Origin of the sequence: Nocardiopsis sp. YSL2 (assembly GCF_030555055.1) — a bacterium.
Taxonomy (GTDB): Bacteria; Actinomycetota; Actinomycetes; order Streptosporangiales; family Streptosporangiaceae; genus Nocardiopsis.
Genome location: NZ_JAMOAO010000001.1, coordinates 855,847 through 869,351 on the forward strand (window position 1 = coordinate 855,847; position 13,505 = coordinate 869,351).

At 73.9% G+C, this 13,505-nt stretch carries 10 protein-coding genes; 4 read left to right on the forward strand and 6 right to left on the reverse strand.

The features are described from left to right. Positions 1-84 precede the first annotated feature (84 nt). A complete protein-coding gene (locus M1P99_RS03700) occupies positions 85-579 on the reverse strand; it encodes a DUF3145 domain-containing protein (protein ID WP_304451272.1) in 495 nt (164 codons plus the stop codon). 312 nt (positions 580-891) lie between these two features. Between M1P99_RS03700 and M1P99_RS03705 the strand changes: the two genes are divergently transcribed. The 3 genes from M1P99_RS03705 to M1P99_RS03715 all read left to right on the forward strand — a co-directional run bounded on the left by M1P99_RS03705 (position 892) and on the right by M1P99_RS03715 (position 4,535). Next, complete coding sequence (locus M1P99_RS03705) at positions 892-1,470, forward strand: RNA polymerase sigma factor (protein ID WP_304451273.1); 579 nt, start codon at positions 892-894, stop codon at positions 1,468-1,470. Then, complete coding sequence (locus M1P99_RS03710) at positions 1,467-1,901, forward strand: hypothetical protein (protein ID WP_304451274.1); 435 nt, start codon at positions 1,467-1,469, stop codon at positions 1,899-1,901. Before M1P99_RS03705 ends, M1P99_RS03710 begins: the two co-directional genes overlap by 4 nt. Before the next feature lie 252 nt (positions 1,902-2,153). Next, positions 2,154-4,535: a CHAT domain-containing protein gene (locus tag M1P99_RS03715; RefSeq protein WP_304451275.1), complete on the forward strand. Its 2,382-nt coding sequence runs from the start codon at positions 2,154-2,156 to the stop codon at positions 4,533-4,535. 26 nt (positions 4,536-4,561) lie between these two features. Here M1P99_RS03715 and M1P99_RS03720 read toward each other — a convergent pair whose 3' ends face one another. The 4 genes from M1P99_RS03720 to M1P99_RS03735 form a co-directional block, all read right to left on the reverse strand. Beyond that, positions 4,562-5,215: an MBL fold metallo-hydrolase gene (locus tag M1P99_RS03720; RefSeq protein ID WP_304451276.1), complete on the reverse strand. Its 654-nt coding sequence runs from the start codon at positions 5,213-5,215 to the stop codon at positions 4,562-4,564. Between the two features lie 124 nt (positions 5,216-5,339). Further along, positions 5,340-6,161, reverse strand: coding sequence for an enoyl-CoA hydratase-related protein (locus tag M1P99_RS03725; RefSeq protein ID WP_304451277.1), 822 nt, complete (start codon positions 6,159-6,161; stop codon positions 5,340-5,342). A 311-nt stretch (positions 6,162-6,472) separates the two neighbouring features. After that, positions 6,473-7,051 (reverse strand): DUF5998 family protein, encoded by a 579-nt coding sequence (locus M1P99_RS03730; protein WP_304455561.1) that lies wholly within the window; start codon positions 7,049-7,051, stop codon positions 6,473-6,475. A gap of 86 nt (positions 7,052-7,137) precedes the next feature. Next, complete coding sequence (locus M1P99_RS03735; RefSeq protein WP_304451278.1) at positions 7,138-9,858, reverse strand: bifunctional GNAT family N-acetyltransferase/acetate--CoA ligase family protein; 2,721 nt, start codon at positions 9,856-9,858, stop codon at positions 7,138-7,140. Positions 9,859-10,065: 207 nt separating this feature from the next. Here M1P99_RS03735 and M1P99_RS03740 point away from each other — a divergent pair, with 207 nt between their 5' ends. Next, positions 10,066-11,001 (forward strand): carbohydrate kinase family protein, encoded by a 936-nt coding sequence (locus M1P99_RS03740; protein WP_304455562.1) that lies wholly within the window; start codon positions 10,066-10,068, stop codon positions 10,999-11,001. Positions 11,002-11,291: 290 nt separating this feature from the next. On the opposite strand, the gene M1P99_RS03745 is transcribed toward M1P99_RS03740, so the two are convergent. Beyond that, positions 11,292-13,415: an ATP-dependent DNA helicase RecQ gene (locus M1P99_RS03745; protein ID WP_304451279.1), complete on the reverse strand. Its 2,124-nt coding sequence runs from the start codon at positions 13,413-13,415 to the stop codon at positions 11,292-11,294. Positions 13,416-13,505: the final 90 nt, after the last annotated feature.

Below are 13,505 nucleotides of genomic sequence, written 5' to 3' on the forward strand. Positions count from 1 at the left end.
CGCGGCCACGCGCGTGGCCGCTCCCGACGAGGCCACCGCGGGCCGGGGTCGGCCCAGCGCCCGGAGGAGCGCCGCGGGCGTGGGTCAGCCCACGGCGTGCAGCCACCGCACGGGCGCGCCGTCACCCGCGTAGCGGAACGGTTCGAGCTCCTCGTCCCAGCGGCGCCCCGTGAGTCGGTGGATCTCCTCGGCCAGGTCGGTGCCGCCCGCGGCCGACTCCTCCATGGCGCGGCGCAGGCGTGCCTCGGGGACCAGGACCTCGCCGGCCGCACTGGTGACGGCGGTGAACATGCCCAGGGCCGGGGTGTAGCTGTAGCGCACACCGTCGAATCCGGGCGATCCCTCCTCGGTCACCTCGAAGCGCAGGCGCTGCCACGAGTTCAGCGCCGAGGCCATCTCCCCGGAGGTTCCGGGCCTGCCCTGCCAGTTCAGTTCGGCACGGTGATGGCCCGGTGCCGCCGGCTGAGCGACCCAATCGAGTTTCACGGGTACTCCAACGACGCCCGCGACCGCCCACTCGACATGTGGGCACAGCGCCGCGGGCGCGGAGTGGACGTACAAGACGCCACGTGCGGACACCGAACCTCCTGATACGAACGAGTGCGCTTCCCCGACGCCCTCGTATCACGAGAAGGTTGCATACCCGCCTGGATACCTTTTGCCCCATTGTGCCCCAAGGACACCCCGGGAATCATCGTTCACGCTGGTATTTTGCAGCGTTCCCCCCGTAACCGGAACCCCCAGAGACTAGCGTGAGCCCCAGAACGGACAGGGAGTCCGATCATAGTGGGGGCGGGATTGCCAGACCAGTCACACGAGACCATCCACACGGTCATCCCCTCCCCAGAAACCGTACTTCCTTCTCAAAACGGGCATCAATCGCCCGATCTCTTGCCGATTTCGGCCACAACCGGCCCGCATTCTGATGGCCCCGAACCCGGTGACGCCGAACTCGTCCGGCGCGCGTGCGCGGGTGACGCCCGCGCCTGGGAACTCATCGTCGACCGCCACCTACCGCTCGTGAACGCGATCGCGCGCTCCTACCGCCTCTCCGTCCCGGACCGGGAGGACGCGGTGCAGAACGTCTGGCTCACCCTCAACCAGCACCTGACGCGACTGCGCGCCCCGGACCGGCTCCGGGCCTGGCTGCGCCGGGTCACCAACGACGCCTGTGGCCGCCAGCGCCGCCACGCGCTGCGGCAGCGGACCGTCGACCCGCACCTGCTGGCCGACCTGGCGCCGGCGGACGGCCCGGACCCCGAGTCCGCCTACCTGGAACGCGAGAGGCACGAGGAACTCCACCGCGCGATCCGCCGACTCACCGACACCCGCGACCGGGTCGCCGTCCTGCACTACCTGGACGAGACGCCCGCACCGGCCTGGGTCCACGGCGCCGGTCCGCGGGCCGCCGCCAACCACCGGCGCCGGATCATCCGCAGCCTCCGCCGCATCATGAAGGGCACCGAGTGAAGGACCGCACCGACTCCCCGAGGGACACCGACGGCAGAGCCGCCGCCCTGGCGGCCTTCGACCGCCGCGACGACGGTGCCGACCTGGCCGGTCTCACCGAGCACGCTCCTGCCCGGGCCGCCGTGCCCCGCGCGGACGACGAGCCGGTCACGGCGTCCCTGCGCTTCGAACACGACGACCTCGGGCTGGCCGTGCGCGTCCTCGCGCCCGCGCGCGGCCCGGAGGGTGCGGCGGCCCGCAGCGTGCACGGCCAGCTGACCGGCCACGTGGACGAGGCCGACCTGCGGGTGCGGCGGCCCGGCCGCTCGTTCGGCGTGCGCGTGGGGCCCGACGGGCGCTTCGTGGTCACGGGCCTCGGCCGGGGCCCGCTCAGCCTGGAGGTGCGCCGACCGGGCCGCGCCCCGGTCATCACTGCGTGGTTCACGGTCTGATCCGTCCGAGTCACAGATGCGGCTGTGCCCATCGCGTATTCGGGTCCTCCCCGAACCCGGTCGCGCCCACCCGGCTTTGCCGGGTTTCGCCCCGCTTCGTGCCCACGGATCGGACCCGAATCCGTGCTCGACGCTGCCGCCGGCCCCGGTCACTGCTGTTCACTGGGATCTGGCCGGTGGGAGCCGCTCCCAGGCGCGGAGCGCCCACCGGAGCCCGCCGAGGACCGACCCACCTCCGAAAGGCCGCCGGACGTGCCACCCACCCCCCAGCCCGGCTCCCCGGCGCCCCGCACCCGCGGGCGCCCCGTCCACCGCTCCGCACGTCCCGGCCCCGACACGGGATCGGGACACGTCCTGATGCGCCGGGTGATCCGCGGCGTCCGACTCGCCCAGTACGGCCGGTTCGAGGAGACCGTCTCACTGCTCACCGACGCGCGTGCCCGGCTCCGCGGCCACCCCGTCGCCGCGTCGGCCCCGGTCGTGCCCGGCGTGCTGGCCAACCTCGGCCTGGCCCAGACCCTGTGCGGGCACTACGGACCGGCCGACGACCACCTGAGCGAGGCGCGCGCCCTGGCCCAGGAGCGACGCCTGCCGCTCATGGACCTGGTCGTCCGGCAGAACCAGGGCTGCCTGGCGCTGCACCGCGGCGACGCCGTGTCGGCCATCGGGACCTTCCTCGACCTGCGCCACCGCCTGCCCGCCGACCGCCGGGACGCCCTGCACGTCGACCTCGCCGAGGCACTGCTGGCCGAGGGCCTGGTGGAGGAGGCCGCGACCGCCCTGCACGAGGGATCGTGGAGCGACGACGGTGCGGCGGCACCCGCCACCCTGCTGGTCGAGGCGAAACTGCGTCTGCTCGACGGATCGCCGACCCGCGCGGTCGAACTCATCCGGCGCGTCCGGCGATCGAACGGCGCGGGCTCGCTCTGGCACCGCCTCGCCGTCCGCCTGGAGCACATGGCCCACCGCGCCGCCCGAGCCGCCCACCCGACCGGCCCCGCCGGGGCGATCGGTGCGCCCGCGACCATGGGTGGCGCCGACGCCCTCGCCGCACACGGCGCCACCGGCGGCGGCGTTGGAGCCCTCGGGACGGATCCTGCGTCCGGAACGGTCGGCGCGGTCGGCGCGGTCGGCGCGGTCGGCGCGGTCGGCGCGGTCGGCGCGGTCGGCGACACCGGAGCTGCCGTGACGCGTGTGACGGCCAGTCCTGCCGGAGCCGTCGTTGCTACCGGTACGCCGGGTGCGATCGGGCCCGCCGACGGGCCGGGCGCCCTCGGCGCGGCACGGTCGGCGGCCATCCTGGAACGGGCCGGGGACGCCCTGGCGCTGCGAGCTCCCCTGGCCGCGCCCGGAGCCCCCGCCCCCGACCGCGCCGCCCACCGCGCTCTGCGGTCCCTGGTCCGGGGCCCGGTCACCGCCCCCGGAGCCTGGGCGGGCCCGGCCGCCGCGGACCCCCACGTCGTCCGGGCCGGACTGGAGCACGCGCTGCTGAACGGCGACGCGGCCACCGCCCTGGAGTGGGCGGACCTGGGCCGGGCCTGGGCGGAGCCCCTGGTCCCGGGCCCCCTCGCACCCGGCTCGGCGGCCCTGACCGCCCTGACCGAGCGCTACCGCGCCGCCCTGGCGCGGGGCAACGACCCCCGTGTAGGCGCACGCCGCTGGGAGTCCGAGCGCTGGCGTGCCCTGTACACCTCCGGTGCGGCCGCGCGTCCGCGCCGCACCGCGGCGCCCGTCCTCCCCGCACTGGTGGAGCACCTGGACGGCCGGGCCTTCGTGCACCTGGTGCGGGCGGCGGGGGACCTGGTCGCGCTCGTCACGACGTCCGCGGGGGTGCGGGCACGGCCCCTGGGGCCGTTCCGCCGGGCCGCGCGGGCCCTGGCCCGCTTCGCCCACGAGGCACCGCGCTCGCCCGGAGCGCCCGCGCCCGCGGGCGACGCCGTCCACGCGCTCCTGGCGCCGGTCCTGTCGCTGGTGGGCGACCGAGCTCTGGTCGTGGCCGCCGACCCCGCGCTGGGCGATCCTCCCTGGGGCATGCTTCCCGCGCTGTGCGGACGGACGCTCTCGCTGGTCCCCACCGCCCGTTTCTGGGCCGAACGGTCCGGCCCCGCGCCGACGCCCCGCCGGGTCCTGCTCGTGGCCGGAACCGAGCCCGCCGGTGCCCGGACCGAGGTCGCCGCGCTCGCCGGCCTGCACCCCTCGGCGACGGTCCTCAGCGGCGGGTGGACCCGCCCCGAGGACGTGCTGGCGGGGTTCGCACACGCCGACCTCGTGCACCTGGCCGCGCACGGCCGCGTTCCCGACGACGCTCCGCTCCTGGCGTCCGTGGCACTGCCGCAGGGCCCCCTGCTCGCCTGCGACCTGCGGGAAGCGCACGCGGCACCGGCCGTGGTCACCCTGTCGACCTGTTGGAGCGGACGCGGCTTCGCCGCCGCGCCCGGTCTGCCGTCGGGGTTCGTGGGAGCGCTGCTGGCACGCGGTACGCGCACGGTGGTGGCCAGTCCCGTACCGGTCGACGACGCGGCGACGGACACGGCCATGCGCGCCTTCCACCGGGCGCTGGTGGCGGGGACACCGGTGCCCGAGGCGGTGGCCCTCCACCTCGGGCGGTCCGGCTTCTGCTGCTTCGGCGCCTGAACGCCGACACGCGGGCGGCGGGCGGGTTACCAGCCCCGCTCGCGCCACTCGCCCAGGCTGGGGCGCTCGGCTCCGAGCGTGGTGTCCCGGCCGTGGCCGGGGTAGATCCAGGTGTCGTCGGGCAGCGGGCCGAACACGCGCTCCTCCACGTCCCCGAGCAGGGAGCGGAAGTCGGCGTCGGAACCGGTGCGGCCGACACCGCCCGGGAAGAGGCTGTCGCCGGTGAACAGGTGGGTACGGCCCTCGGGGTCGTCGTAGCGCAGCGCGATCGACCCGGGCGTGTGTCCCCGAAGGTGGATGACGGTGAGGGAGCAGTCCCCGACCGGAACGGTGTCCCCGTGGACCACCGGCTCGTCCACGGAGACCGGCAGCTCGCCGCCGTCGTCGGGGTGGGCGACGGTACGGGCGCCGGTCTGGCCGACGACCTCGGCGAGGGCCTGCCAGTGGTCCTGGTGGCGGTGGGTGGTGACGACCCGCGTCAGGCCGTTCTCCCCGATCAGCTCCAGGACGCGGTCGGCCTCGGCCGCCGCGTCGATGAGCACGGCATCGCCGGTCGCTCTGCAGGTGAGGAGGTAGGCGTTGTTGTCCATCGGGCCGACGGCCAGCTTCGCGATCGTCAGGTGCGGTAGTTGTCGCAGGTCGGCAGGGCCGCCGACCCTCGTATCTCCGGAGTAGCTCACCAGACCATTGTGGCCCGACACGGGGAGCGCGTGCACCCGGGCCACACACGTCGGACGCCCGGGTCACGGGGCGTCCGACGACCACCTGCCCCCGCGCGGCGGGGTCGGCGGGGCGCGTGGCCGACTACTGCGTCCAGCGCGGGGGGCGCTTCTCGAAGAACGACGCGCGCCCCTCGGCCGCGTCCTCCCCCGCGAAGAACTCCGCCGACAGCTCGCCCATCCTGGTGAACGCGTCCTTGCGCCGGTCCGGGGCGGCCAGGGCCCCGGCGCCCAGCTCGCCCAGGAGTTCCTTGGTCCGCGAGAGCGCGCGCGGCGCCGACCCCCGCAGGCCCTGGAGCACCGCGTCGAGGGCGTGCGCCATGTCCCGGTCCGGGACGGCCTGCGTGATGAGGCCCGCCTTGGCCGCGGCCGAAGCGTCGAACAGCTCACCGGTGAGGAAGTACCGGCTCAACTGGCGCGAGTGCATGCGGGCGGACACCGGCACCGAGATGATCGCCGGGACCACCCCGATGCGCACCTCGGTGAAGGCGAACGTGGCGCTCTTGGGCGCGAGCGCGATGTCGGCGGCGGCCACCAGGCCGATCCCGCCCGCCCGTGCCGCGCCGTTGAGCACCGCGATCACCGGCTTGGGCGCGCCCATGATCTGCTCGAAGATCTCGGGCAGCTCGGGTGCCGGCTCGACGTCCCGTCCCTCCAGAGCGGCGCCGACCTCCTTCAGGTCCGCTCCGGCGCAGAACACCGGACCGGTGCCGGTGAGGACGACACCCCTCACCTCGTCGTCGGCCATCGCCTCGGACAGGGCCGTGGACAGCTCCGCGCGCAGCCGGGCCGACAGCGCGTTGCGGTTGTGCGGGGAGTCGAGTGTGACGGTGGCGATGGCTCGGTCGACGTCGAGACGGACCAGTGTCCGGTCTCCGGAGGGGGGCGGGGACGGGTGCTGCGTCATCGCAGGCTGACACCTTTCTGCTGAATGCGCGCTCGCGCGCTCGTTCCGGGCGCGCGCACCGGCGGCACGCGACGCACCCGGCTTGTGGCCGGGTACGCCTCGTTCGTGGCGGTATACACAAAACCGATTCAACCTTAGACGGGCGGCTTGTTAAGGCACCACGGTTGCGCGGGGCCGGTTCGTTAAGACCCTGTGACGGACGGATGACCGTCTGTCACACGAGCGGACACGAACGGCGCCATCCCCCGGGCCGGGAGACACCGGAGGCCGGGGAGGGGTCCTCCCCGGCCCCGGTGTCGGGCTCGGCGGGCTCAGCGGCGGGTCGTCGCCGTGGACAGCGAGTCGGCGAAGGTCAGCATCGCCGACACGGCGTCGGCACCGTCGGCGGCTTCGCTCACGCGCAGCGTGAGCGGTTCGGCGGTGATGGACCCGGTGTAGCCGTGGTCGAGTTCGCAGGTCTCGTCCGCACAGGCGGCCGGTTCGAGGTCGATGTTGGCGACCGCGCCCCAGTTGACCGACAGGTTCACGCTCAGCACCAGCTCGCTGGGCAGGCTCCCCGGCGTGTACTGGGCCGGGTTCGGCACGACCCTGGTCAGGGCCACCGACTGGATGTTGCCGAGCTGGATGCAGTCGGTGGTCGTGGAGGCGTGCGAGGCCCCGCCCGGTTCGGTGGGCGGATGCTCGTCGGTGTGGCACACCACCAGGCGCGTCGCGGTCAACACCATCACCGTGATGTGCCGACGCATCTCCATCGCCGGATCGAAGGTCGCCTCGTGGTGAACGATGAACGCCTCGGCGGTCTCGTCTCCCAGAGCCGTGGCGACGGCGTCGATGACCAGCGCGGGGTAGTAGCCGCTCCGTTCGATCTCCAGCCGCCAGTCGGTGGACACGGCACGTGTTTTCCTCATACCCCTATCCTGCCTCCTTCCCGTGACACTTCGCGACCGGGATGTGAAACGGGTCGACCAGTTCCTGATCAGAACGTCACCCCGCGCAGTCGCCGGGGGCCCGCGTCGGGTCGGACCTCGGGCGCCTCGCGCAGCCACATGCGGGCTCCCAGCACGTGCGCGCCGGTGGCGTTGACCAGAACCGGGTCCAGATCCACGTAGCCGATCTCGGGGAAGGCCTCCACCAGGCGCGAGACCCGGATGAGCAGCTCCTCCAACGCCTCGACGTTGGGCTGCTCGGCCAGGGAGGTGGCCCCGGCCGGCAGCCCGAACAGCAGTGGAGCGGCCCGTACGGCGTGGATCAGGTCCGCGGCGTCCATGTCCGTCAGGGGCGCCAGGCGAAAGGCCCGGTCGTCCAGCAGTTCGGCGGTCACGTCGGCCAGGCCGAAGGAGACCACGGAGCCGAAGGACTGGTTGTCGCCCGCGCGCACGACCGTGGGCACCCCGGGCGCGGCCATGCGCTGGACGACCAGCTCCGCCTCGGCGCCGAACCTGTCGTGCAGGGACAGGTAGGCGCTGCGCACGTCCTCGGGGGTGCGCAGGTCGGCCCGCACGAACGTGCCGCCGGCGCGCACCCGCAGGTCGGGGGCGTCGGCCTTGACGACCACCGGGTAGCCCAGCTCACCGGCCGCGACCACGGCCTCGTCGGCCGAGGACACCGGCAGGTCGGGGTAGGCGGCGATGCCGTAGCTGGCCAGGAGGTCGCGGGCGTCCTCGCTGGAGACCGCCGTCTCCTCGTCGTAGCGGCGCTCCCCGCCGAACCACGCGATGTCCTGTCCCGATCCCTGCGACTTGGCCAGGGCGCGGCCGATGGTGGCCCGGGCCCGGGCCCGGTCGATGTCGGGCAGTTCGGGGTGTCGGCCCGGCTTGCGGTTGCGCCACTGGGCATAGCGGGTGGCGTGGGCGAGCGCGCGCACGGCGTCCTCGGGCGCGGGGTAGGACGGCACCGAGCCGCGCAGCGTCTCACCGTTGGCCCCGACCTGGCGGAGCACCTCGGGCAGCCCCTGGCGTGCCAGGTAGGTGGTGACGATGGGCTTGTCGGAGTCCTTGGCCCGGGCGCGCAGCACGCGGGCGACGTCGTCGCCGATCGGCTGCAGCGCCGGGACGAAGACCACCACGACCGAGTGCACGTCCTCGGCCGACAGCATCGTCTCCAGCGCCCGGTCGAAGTCCTGCGCGGTGGCCTGGGGACCGAGGTTGACCGGCTCGTGCGGCTTGAGGCCCTGCCGGACCGCGGCGTCCTTGACCAGCAGCTCCAGGGAATCGGAGTTGCCGATGACGCCCACCCTCGGCCCGTCGGGCAGCGGCTGGTAGGCGAACACCTGGGCGGCGTCGAACATCTGCGTGATGTCGTCGACCCGCACCACGCCCGCCTGCTGGAAGAGGGAGGTGACGGCGAAGTCGGGCAGCGCCAGCCCGCCCGCGGCGTGCCCGGTCGGGGTCGCCTGCGCCGAGCCGCCGCTGCGCACCGCCACGACCGGCTTCTGCTTGGCCAGGCGCCGCGCCAGACGGGTGAACTTGCGGGGGTTGCCCAGGGACTCCAGGTACTGCAGGACCACCTCGGTGGCCGGATCCTCCTGCCAGTACTGGACCAGGTCGTTGCCGGACACGTCGGCGCGGTTGCCCGCGGAGACGAACGTGGACAGGCCCATGCCTCGCTCGGCGACGCGTTGCAGGATGGCCCGGCCCAGAGCGCCCGACTGGGAGAAGAAGCCGATGGGTCCGCGCGGGGGCAGGTCCGGTGACAGGGTCGCGTTCAGCGACACCGCGGGGTCGCTGTTGGCGATGCCCAGACAGTTGGGTCCGACCACGCGCATGCCCGCGGCGCGCGCCGTGCGCACCAGCTCGTCCTGGCGGGCGCGGCCCTCGGGGCCGATCTCGCCGAAACCGGAACTGACCACGACCAGGCCGTGCACACCCTTCTCCGCGCACTGGTCCACGACCTCGGCGACCGCCTCGGCGCGCACGGCGACGACGGCCAGGTCGACCTCGTCGGGGATGTCCAGCACCGAGGGGTAGGCACGGACGCCGACGACCGCCTTGGCCTCGGGGTGCACCGGGTAGACCGGCCCCTGGAACTCGCCGGTGAGCAGGTTGCGCAGAGCGGTCTGACCGATGGTGTGCGCCGTGCGGCTCGCGCCGATGACCGCGACCGACCTCGGGAAGAGCAGGCGGGCGATGGAGCGCGACTCCGCGCGCTGTTCGCGGGCGCGCATGACCTCGGTGGAGTCGTCGGTGGGCTGCAGGTCCAGCGTGAGCCGGATGACGCCCTCGTCGAAGGTCTGCTGCGCGGTGTATCCGGCCTCGCGGAAGACGTTGATCATCCGGCGGTTCTCCGGCAGGACGTCGGCGATGAACCGGCGTACACCGCGTTCGCGCGCGGCCGCGCCGATGTGCTCCAGGAGCACGGAGGCGAGCCCGCGGCCCTGGTGCCCGTCCTCGACGACGAAGGCGACCTCCGCCTCCTCCGGCGCGACCTTGTCGTAGCGGACCACGGCCACGAGCGAGTCGGAGATGGTGGCCACCAGCGCGACACGGTCCTCGTAGTCGACCGAGGTGAACCGTGTGACGTCGCGGTCGGAGAGTTTGGGGTAGGGCGCGAAGAACCTGTAGTAGATCGTCTCCGGGGAGAGCCGCGAGTGGAACTCTCGGAGCAGGTCGGCGTCGTCGGGAGTGATGGGGCGCAGGTGCGCGGTGCCTCCGTCGGTCAGGACGACGTCGGCTTCCCAGTGGTTCGGGTAGGACTGCACGACTGCGAGACTAGACGACGATGGCCCCTCGAAGGGGAACCACGGCTCTACGGGCGGGTGCACACGGGTCGGCCGCGCCCCGCCGGAACGACGTCGCGCGTGTCCATGGCGCTGTCAGTTCGTTACACGCCGCTGACGCTTCACCTGTTAACGTCGTGCTGGCATGCAAGATCTCAACCCTCGGCGGTGGTTGGCGAAATGACTCGAGTGGTCGTCATCGGTGATCTGATGACCGATGCCGTCGCACGCGCGTTCCACCCTCTGGCCCGCGGCAGCGACACCCCCGCGTCGGTGACGATGTACGGCGGCGGGTCGGGCGCGAACATCGCGTCGTGGTTGGCGGTGGAGGGCATCGAGACCACGTTCGTGGGCCGCCGCGGCTCCGACATCACCGGGCGCACCCGCGAGATGGAACTCATGGGCTACGGCCTGGACTCACGCATGGTGATGGACCCCGAGCGCCCCACGGGGACGTGCGTGGTCATGATCACCCACCGGGGCGACCGCACGATGCTGAGCGACCCGGGGGCGAACTCCCGTCTGCAGCCCGAGGACCTGCCCCGCGACGTGTTCGGCCCCGACGGGCACCTGCACGTGTCCGGCTACACGCTGATCAACGCCGACTCCCGGCGCGCCGCCCGGGTGGCGCTGCGGATGGCCCGCGAGAGCGGCATGTCCATCTCGGTGGACGGCGGCTCCCACGCCCCGCTGGAGCGCGCGGGCGCGGAGAACTTCCTGGACTGGACGCAGGGCGCCCGCCTGCTGTTCGCCAACGTCGACCAGGCCCGCGTGCTGACCGGCCGGGACGAGCCCGAGGCCGCCGCCAAGGTACTCACCGCCTGGTTCCCCAACGTCGTGATCAAGCTCGGCGACCAGGGCGGCCTGTGGGCGTCCAAGACACGTGAGGACTGCGTGACCGCTCCCGCCGAGCCGGTGGAGCCGCGTCCGGGGTCCGTCGGCGCCGGGGACGCGTTCATCGCGGGCTTCCTGCCCGCGTGGCTGGCCGGCCGCCACCCCAAAGAGGCGCTGGGCCGCGGACACCACCTCGCCGCCCGCGCCCTGCACCAGCCCGGCGCCCGCCCGGACCTGGGCGAGGGCCAGCCGGTGCGCCGCGGAGCCCCCCGGGGCCAGCGCCTCCGCTGACCGCACGGGCCCGGGCCCTCCCCGGCCGCGGAGCCCCCCGGGGCCAGCGCCTCCGCTGACCGCACGGGCCCGGGCCCTCCCCTGGGCCGCCACGACCTCGACACGGCAGGGACCCCGCCCGGTGCGGGGTCCCTGCCGTGTCCCGGGACCGGCCACACCGCTCGGAGAGCGCGGCGGGCACGGAGAAGCAGCCGAGGCTCCGGTGGCCACCCCACCACCCGTGGAGTCGCGCGGCTCGACACGCGTGGGCACAGGCTCAGCCGCCTCCACACGACGAGGAGCGCCCGTGGTCAGCCGCCGCTGGTGGCCAGAGTGAGCGGCAGCACCTCCGGGGCACCCGCTCTGCGCAGCAGGGCGGTACCCACGGTGAGGCTCCAACCGGTGTCGGCGTAGTCGTCGACCAGCAGGACCGGCCCCGGGGTCCGGCCCTGGAGGTCGACCAGCCGCTCCCTCAGCTCATCGGTGACGGTCAGCGCGGAGTACACCTGGGCCAGGCGCATCGCGCTGTTGTGCCGCCGCGGTCCCGGCGGGACGCGGTAGTCCAGCGCGCCCACGGGTGCCAGGCGGCCGAGCTCGGCCAACCGTGCGGCCAGGTCCGTGATCAGCTTGGGCCGGGTCGTGGACGGCATCGCCACCACACCGACGGGCCTGCGCTCCCACCCCCAGGTGGCCAGGACCCGCACCACCGCCTGGAGCATGCGCTCGTCGACGGGTTCGTCCGGTGCGTCCTCGGCCAGGCGGCGGCGCAGCTCGTTGCCCCAGCCCACGTCGGTGAAGCGGGCCAGCGCGCGCCCCTCCGACGCCCGCAGGTCCTCCTTGATCTTGCCGGAGAGCGCAACGTCCAGCGTGTCCATCCCGCTCGGCCACTGGCGCCGGGGAGTGATGGGGGTGCCGGGGCGGTCCAGGTGCGCGGCGGCGGCCTCGCGGCGGCCGGCGTCGACCTCGGTGGGCCAGAACTCACCGGTGCACACGTCGCAGCGGCCGCAGGGCTCGGCCTGGGGGTCGTCCAACTGCCGGCGGAGGAACTCCATCCGGCAGGTGTCGGTGGCGATGTAGTCGAGCATGGCGCGCTGTTCGCGGTCCCGGGCCTCGGACACGGCCGCGTACCGGTCCGCGTCGTAGGACCACGGACGCCCCGTGGACCTCCAGCCGCCGCGCACCCGCTGGACCGCGCCGTCCACGTCCAGCACCTTGAGCATCTGCTCCAGGCGGGTACGGCGCAGGTCGACGCGGGTCTCCAGCGCGGCCGTGGACAGCGGGCCGCCCTCGGCGTCCAGCACCTCCAGCGTCTGGCGCACGGTGGCCTCCGGCGGGAAGGACAGTCCCGCGAAGTACGCCCAGATCTGGGTGTCCTCCCGGCCCGGCAGCAGGATCGCCTCGGCCCGGCTCACCCCGCGGCCCGCGCGGCCGACCTGCTGGTAGTAGGAGATGGGCGACTGCGGCGCACCGAGGTGCACGACGAAGCCCAGATCGGGTTTGTCGAAGCCCATGCCCAGCGCGCTGGTGGCCACCAGGGCCTTGACGCGGTTCTGCAGCAGGGCGTCCTCGGCGTCGCGGCGCTCCTCCGGGTCGGTCTGTCCGGTGTAGGCGCGCACCTCCATGCCCTGTTCACCGAGGAAGCGCGCGGTCTCCAGCGCTGCGCTGACGGTGAGGGTGTAGACGATGCCCGAGCCCTCGATCCGCGGCAGCTGCTCGGCCAGCCAGCTGAGCCGGGCGGTGGGGTCGGGCAGGTCCGCGACGGCCAGCCGCAGGCTCTCCCGTTCCAGCGGCCCGCGCAGGACCAGGGTCTCCCCGCCGCCGGACTGGAGCTGTTCGGCGACGTCGCGGGTGACGCGCTCGTTGGCGGTGGCCGTGGTGGCCAGGACCGGGATGCCGTCGGGGAGCTCGTGCAGGAGCGAACGGATGCGCCGGTAGTCGGGGCGGAAGTCGTGCCCCCAGTCGGAGACGCAGTGCGCCTCGTCGATGACGACCAGGCCCGCGCCGGCGGCCAGCTGGGGAAGGACGCGGTCGCGGAACTCCGGGTTGTTGAGGCGCTCCGGGCTGACCAGCAGCACGTCCACCTCGCCCGCGGCCACGTCGGCGTAGGTGGCCTCCCAGGCGGTGGTGTTGGAGCTGTTGATGGTGCGCGCGTGGATGCCCGCGCGTTCGGCGGCGGCGATCTGGTTGCGCATCAGGGCCAGCAGCGGGGAGACGATGACCGTGGGCCCGGCGCCCTCGGCCCGGCGCAGCGCGGTGGCCACGAAGTAGACGGCGGACTTGCCCCAACCGGTGCGCTGGACGACCAGGGCACGGCGGTGCTCGGCGACCAGTGCGTGGATGGCGGTCCACTGGTCGTCACGGAGCCGGGCGGAGTCCCCGGCCAGGGCACGCAGGTGGTGCTCGGCGCGTTCGCGCAGAGGCGGGATGGAGGCCATGCCTCTCTTGGTACCAGAGCCGCCCCAAAGAAAGGGCGCGGTGAGGGCGCCGACGGGTCCTGGAGTGCCTGGAGGTGGGTCCGTGAGTAC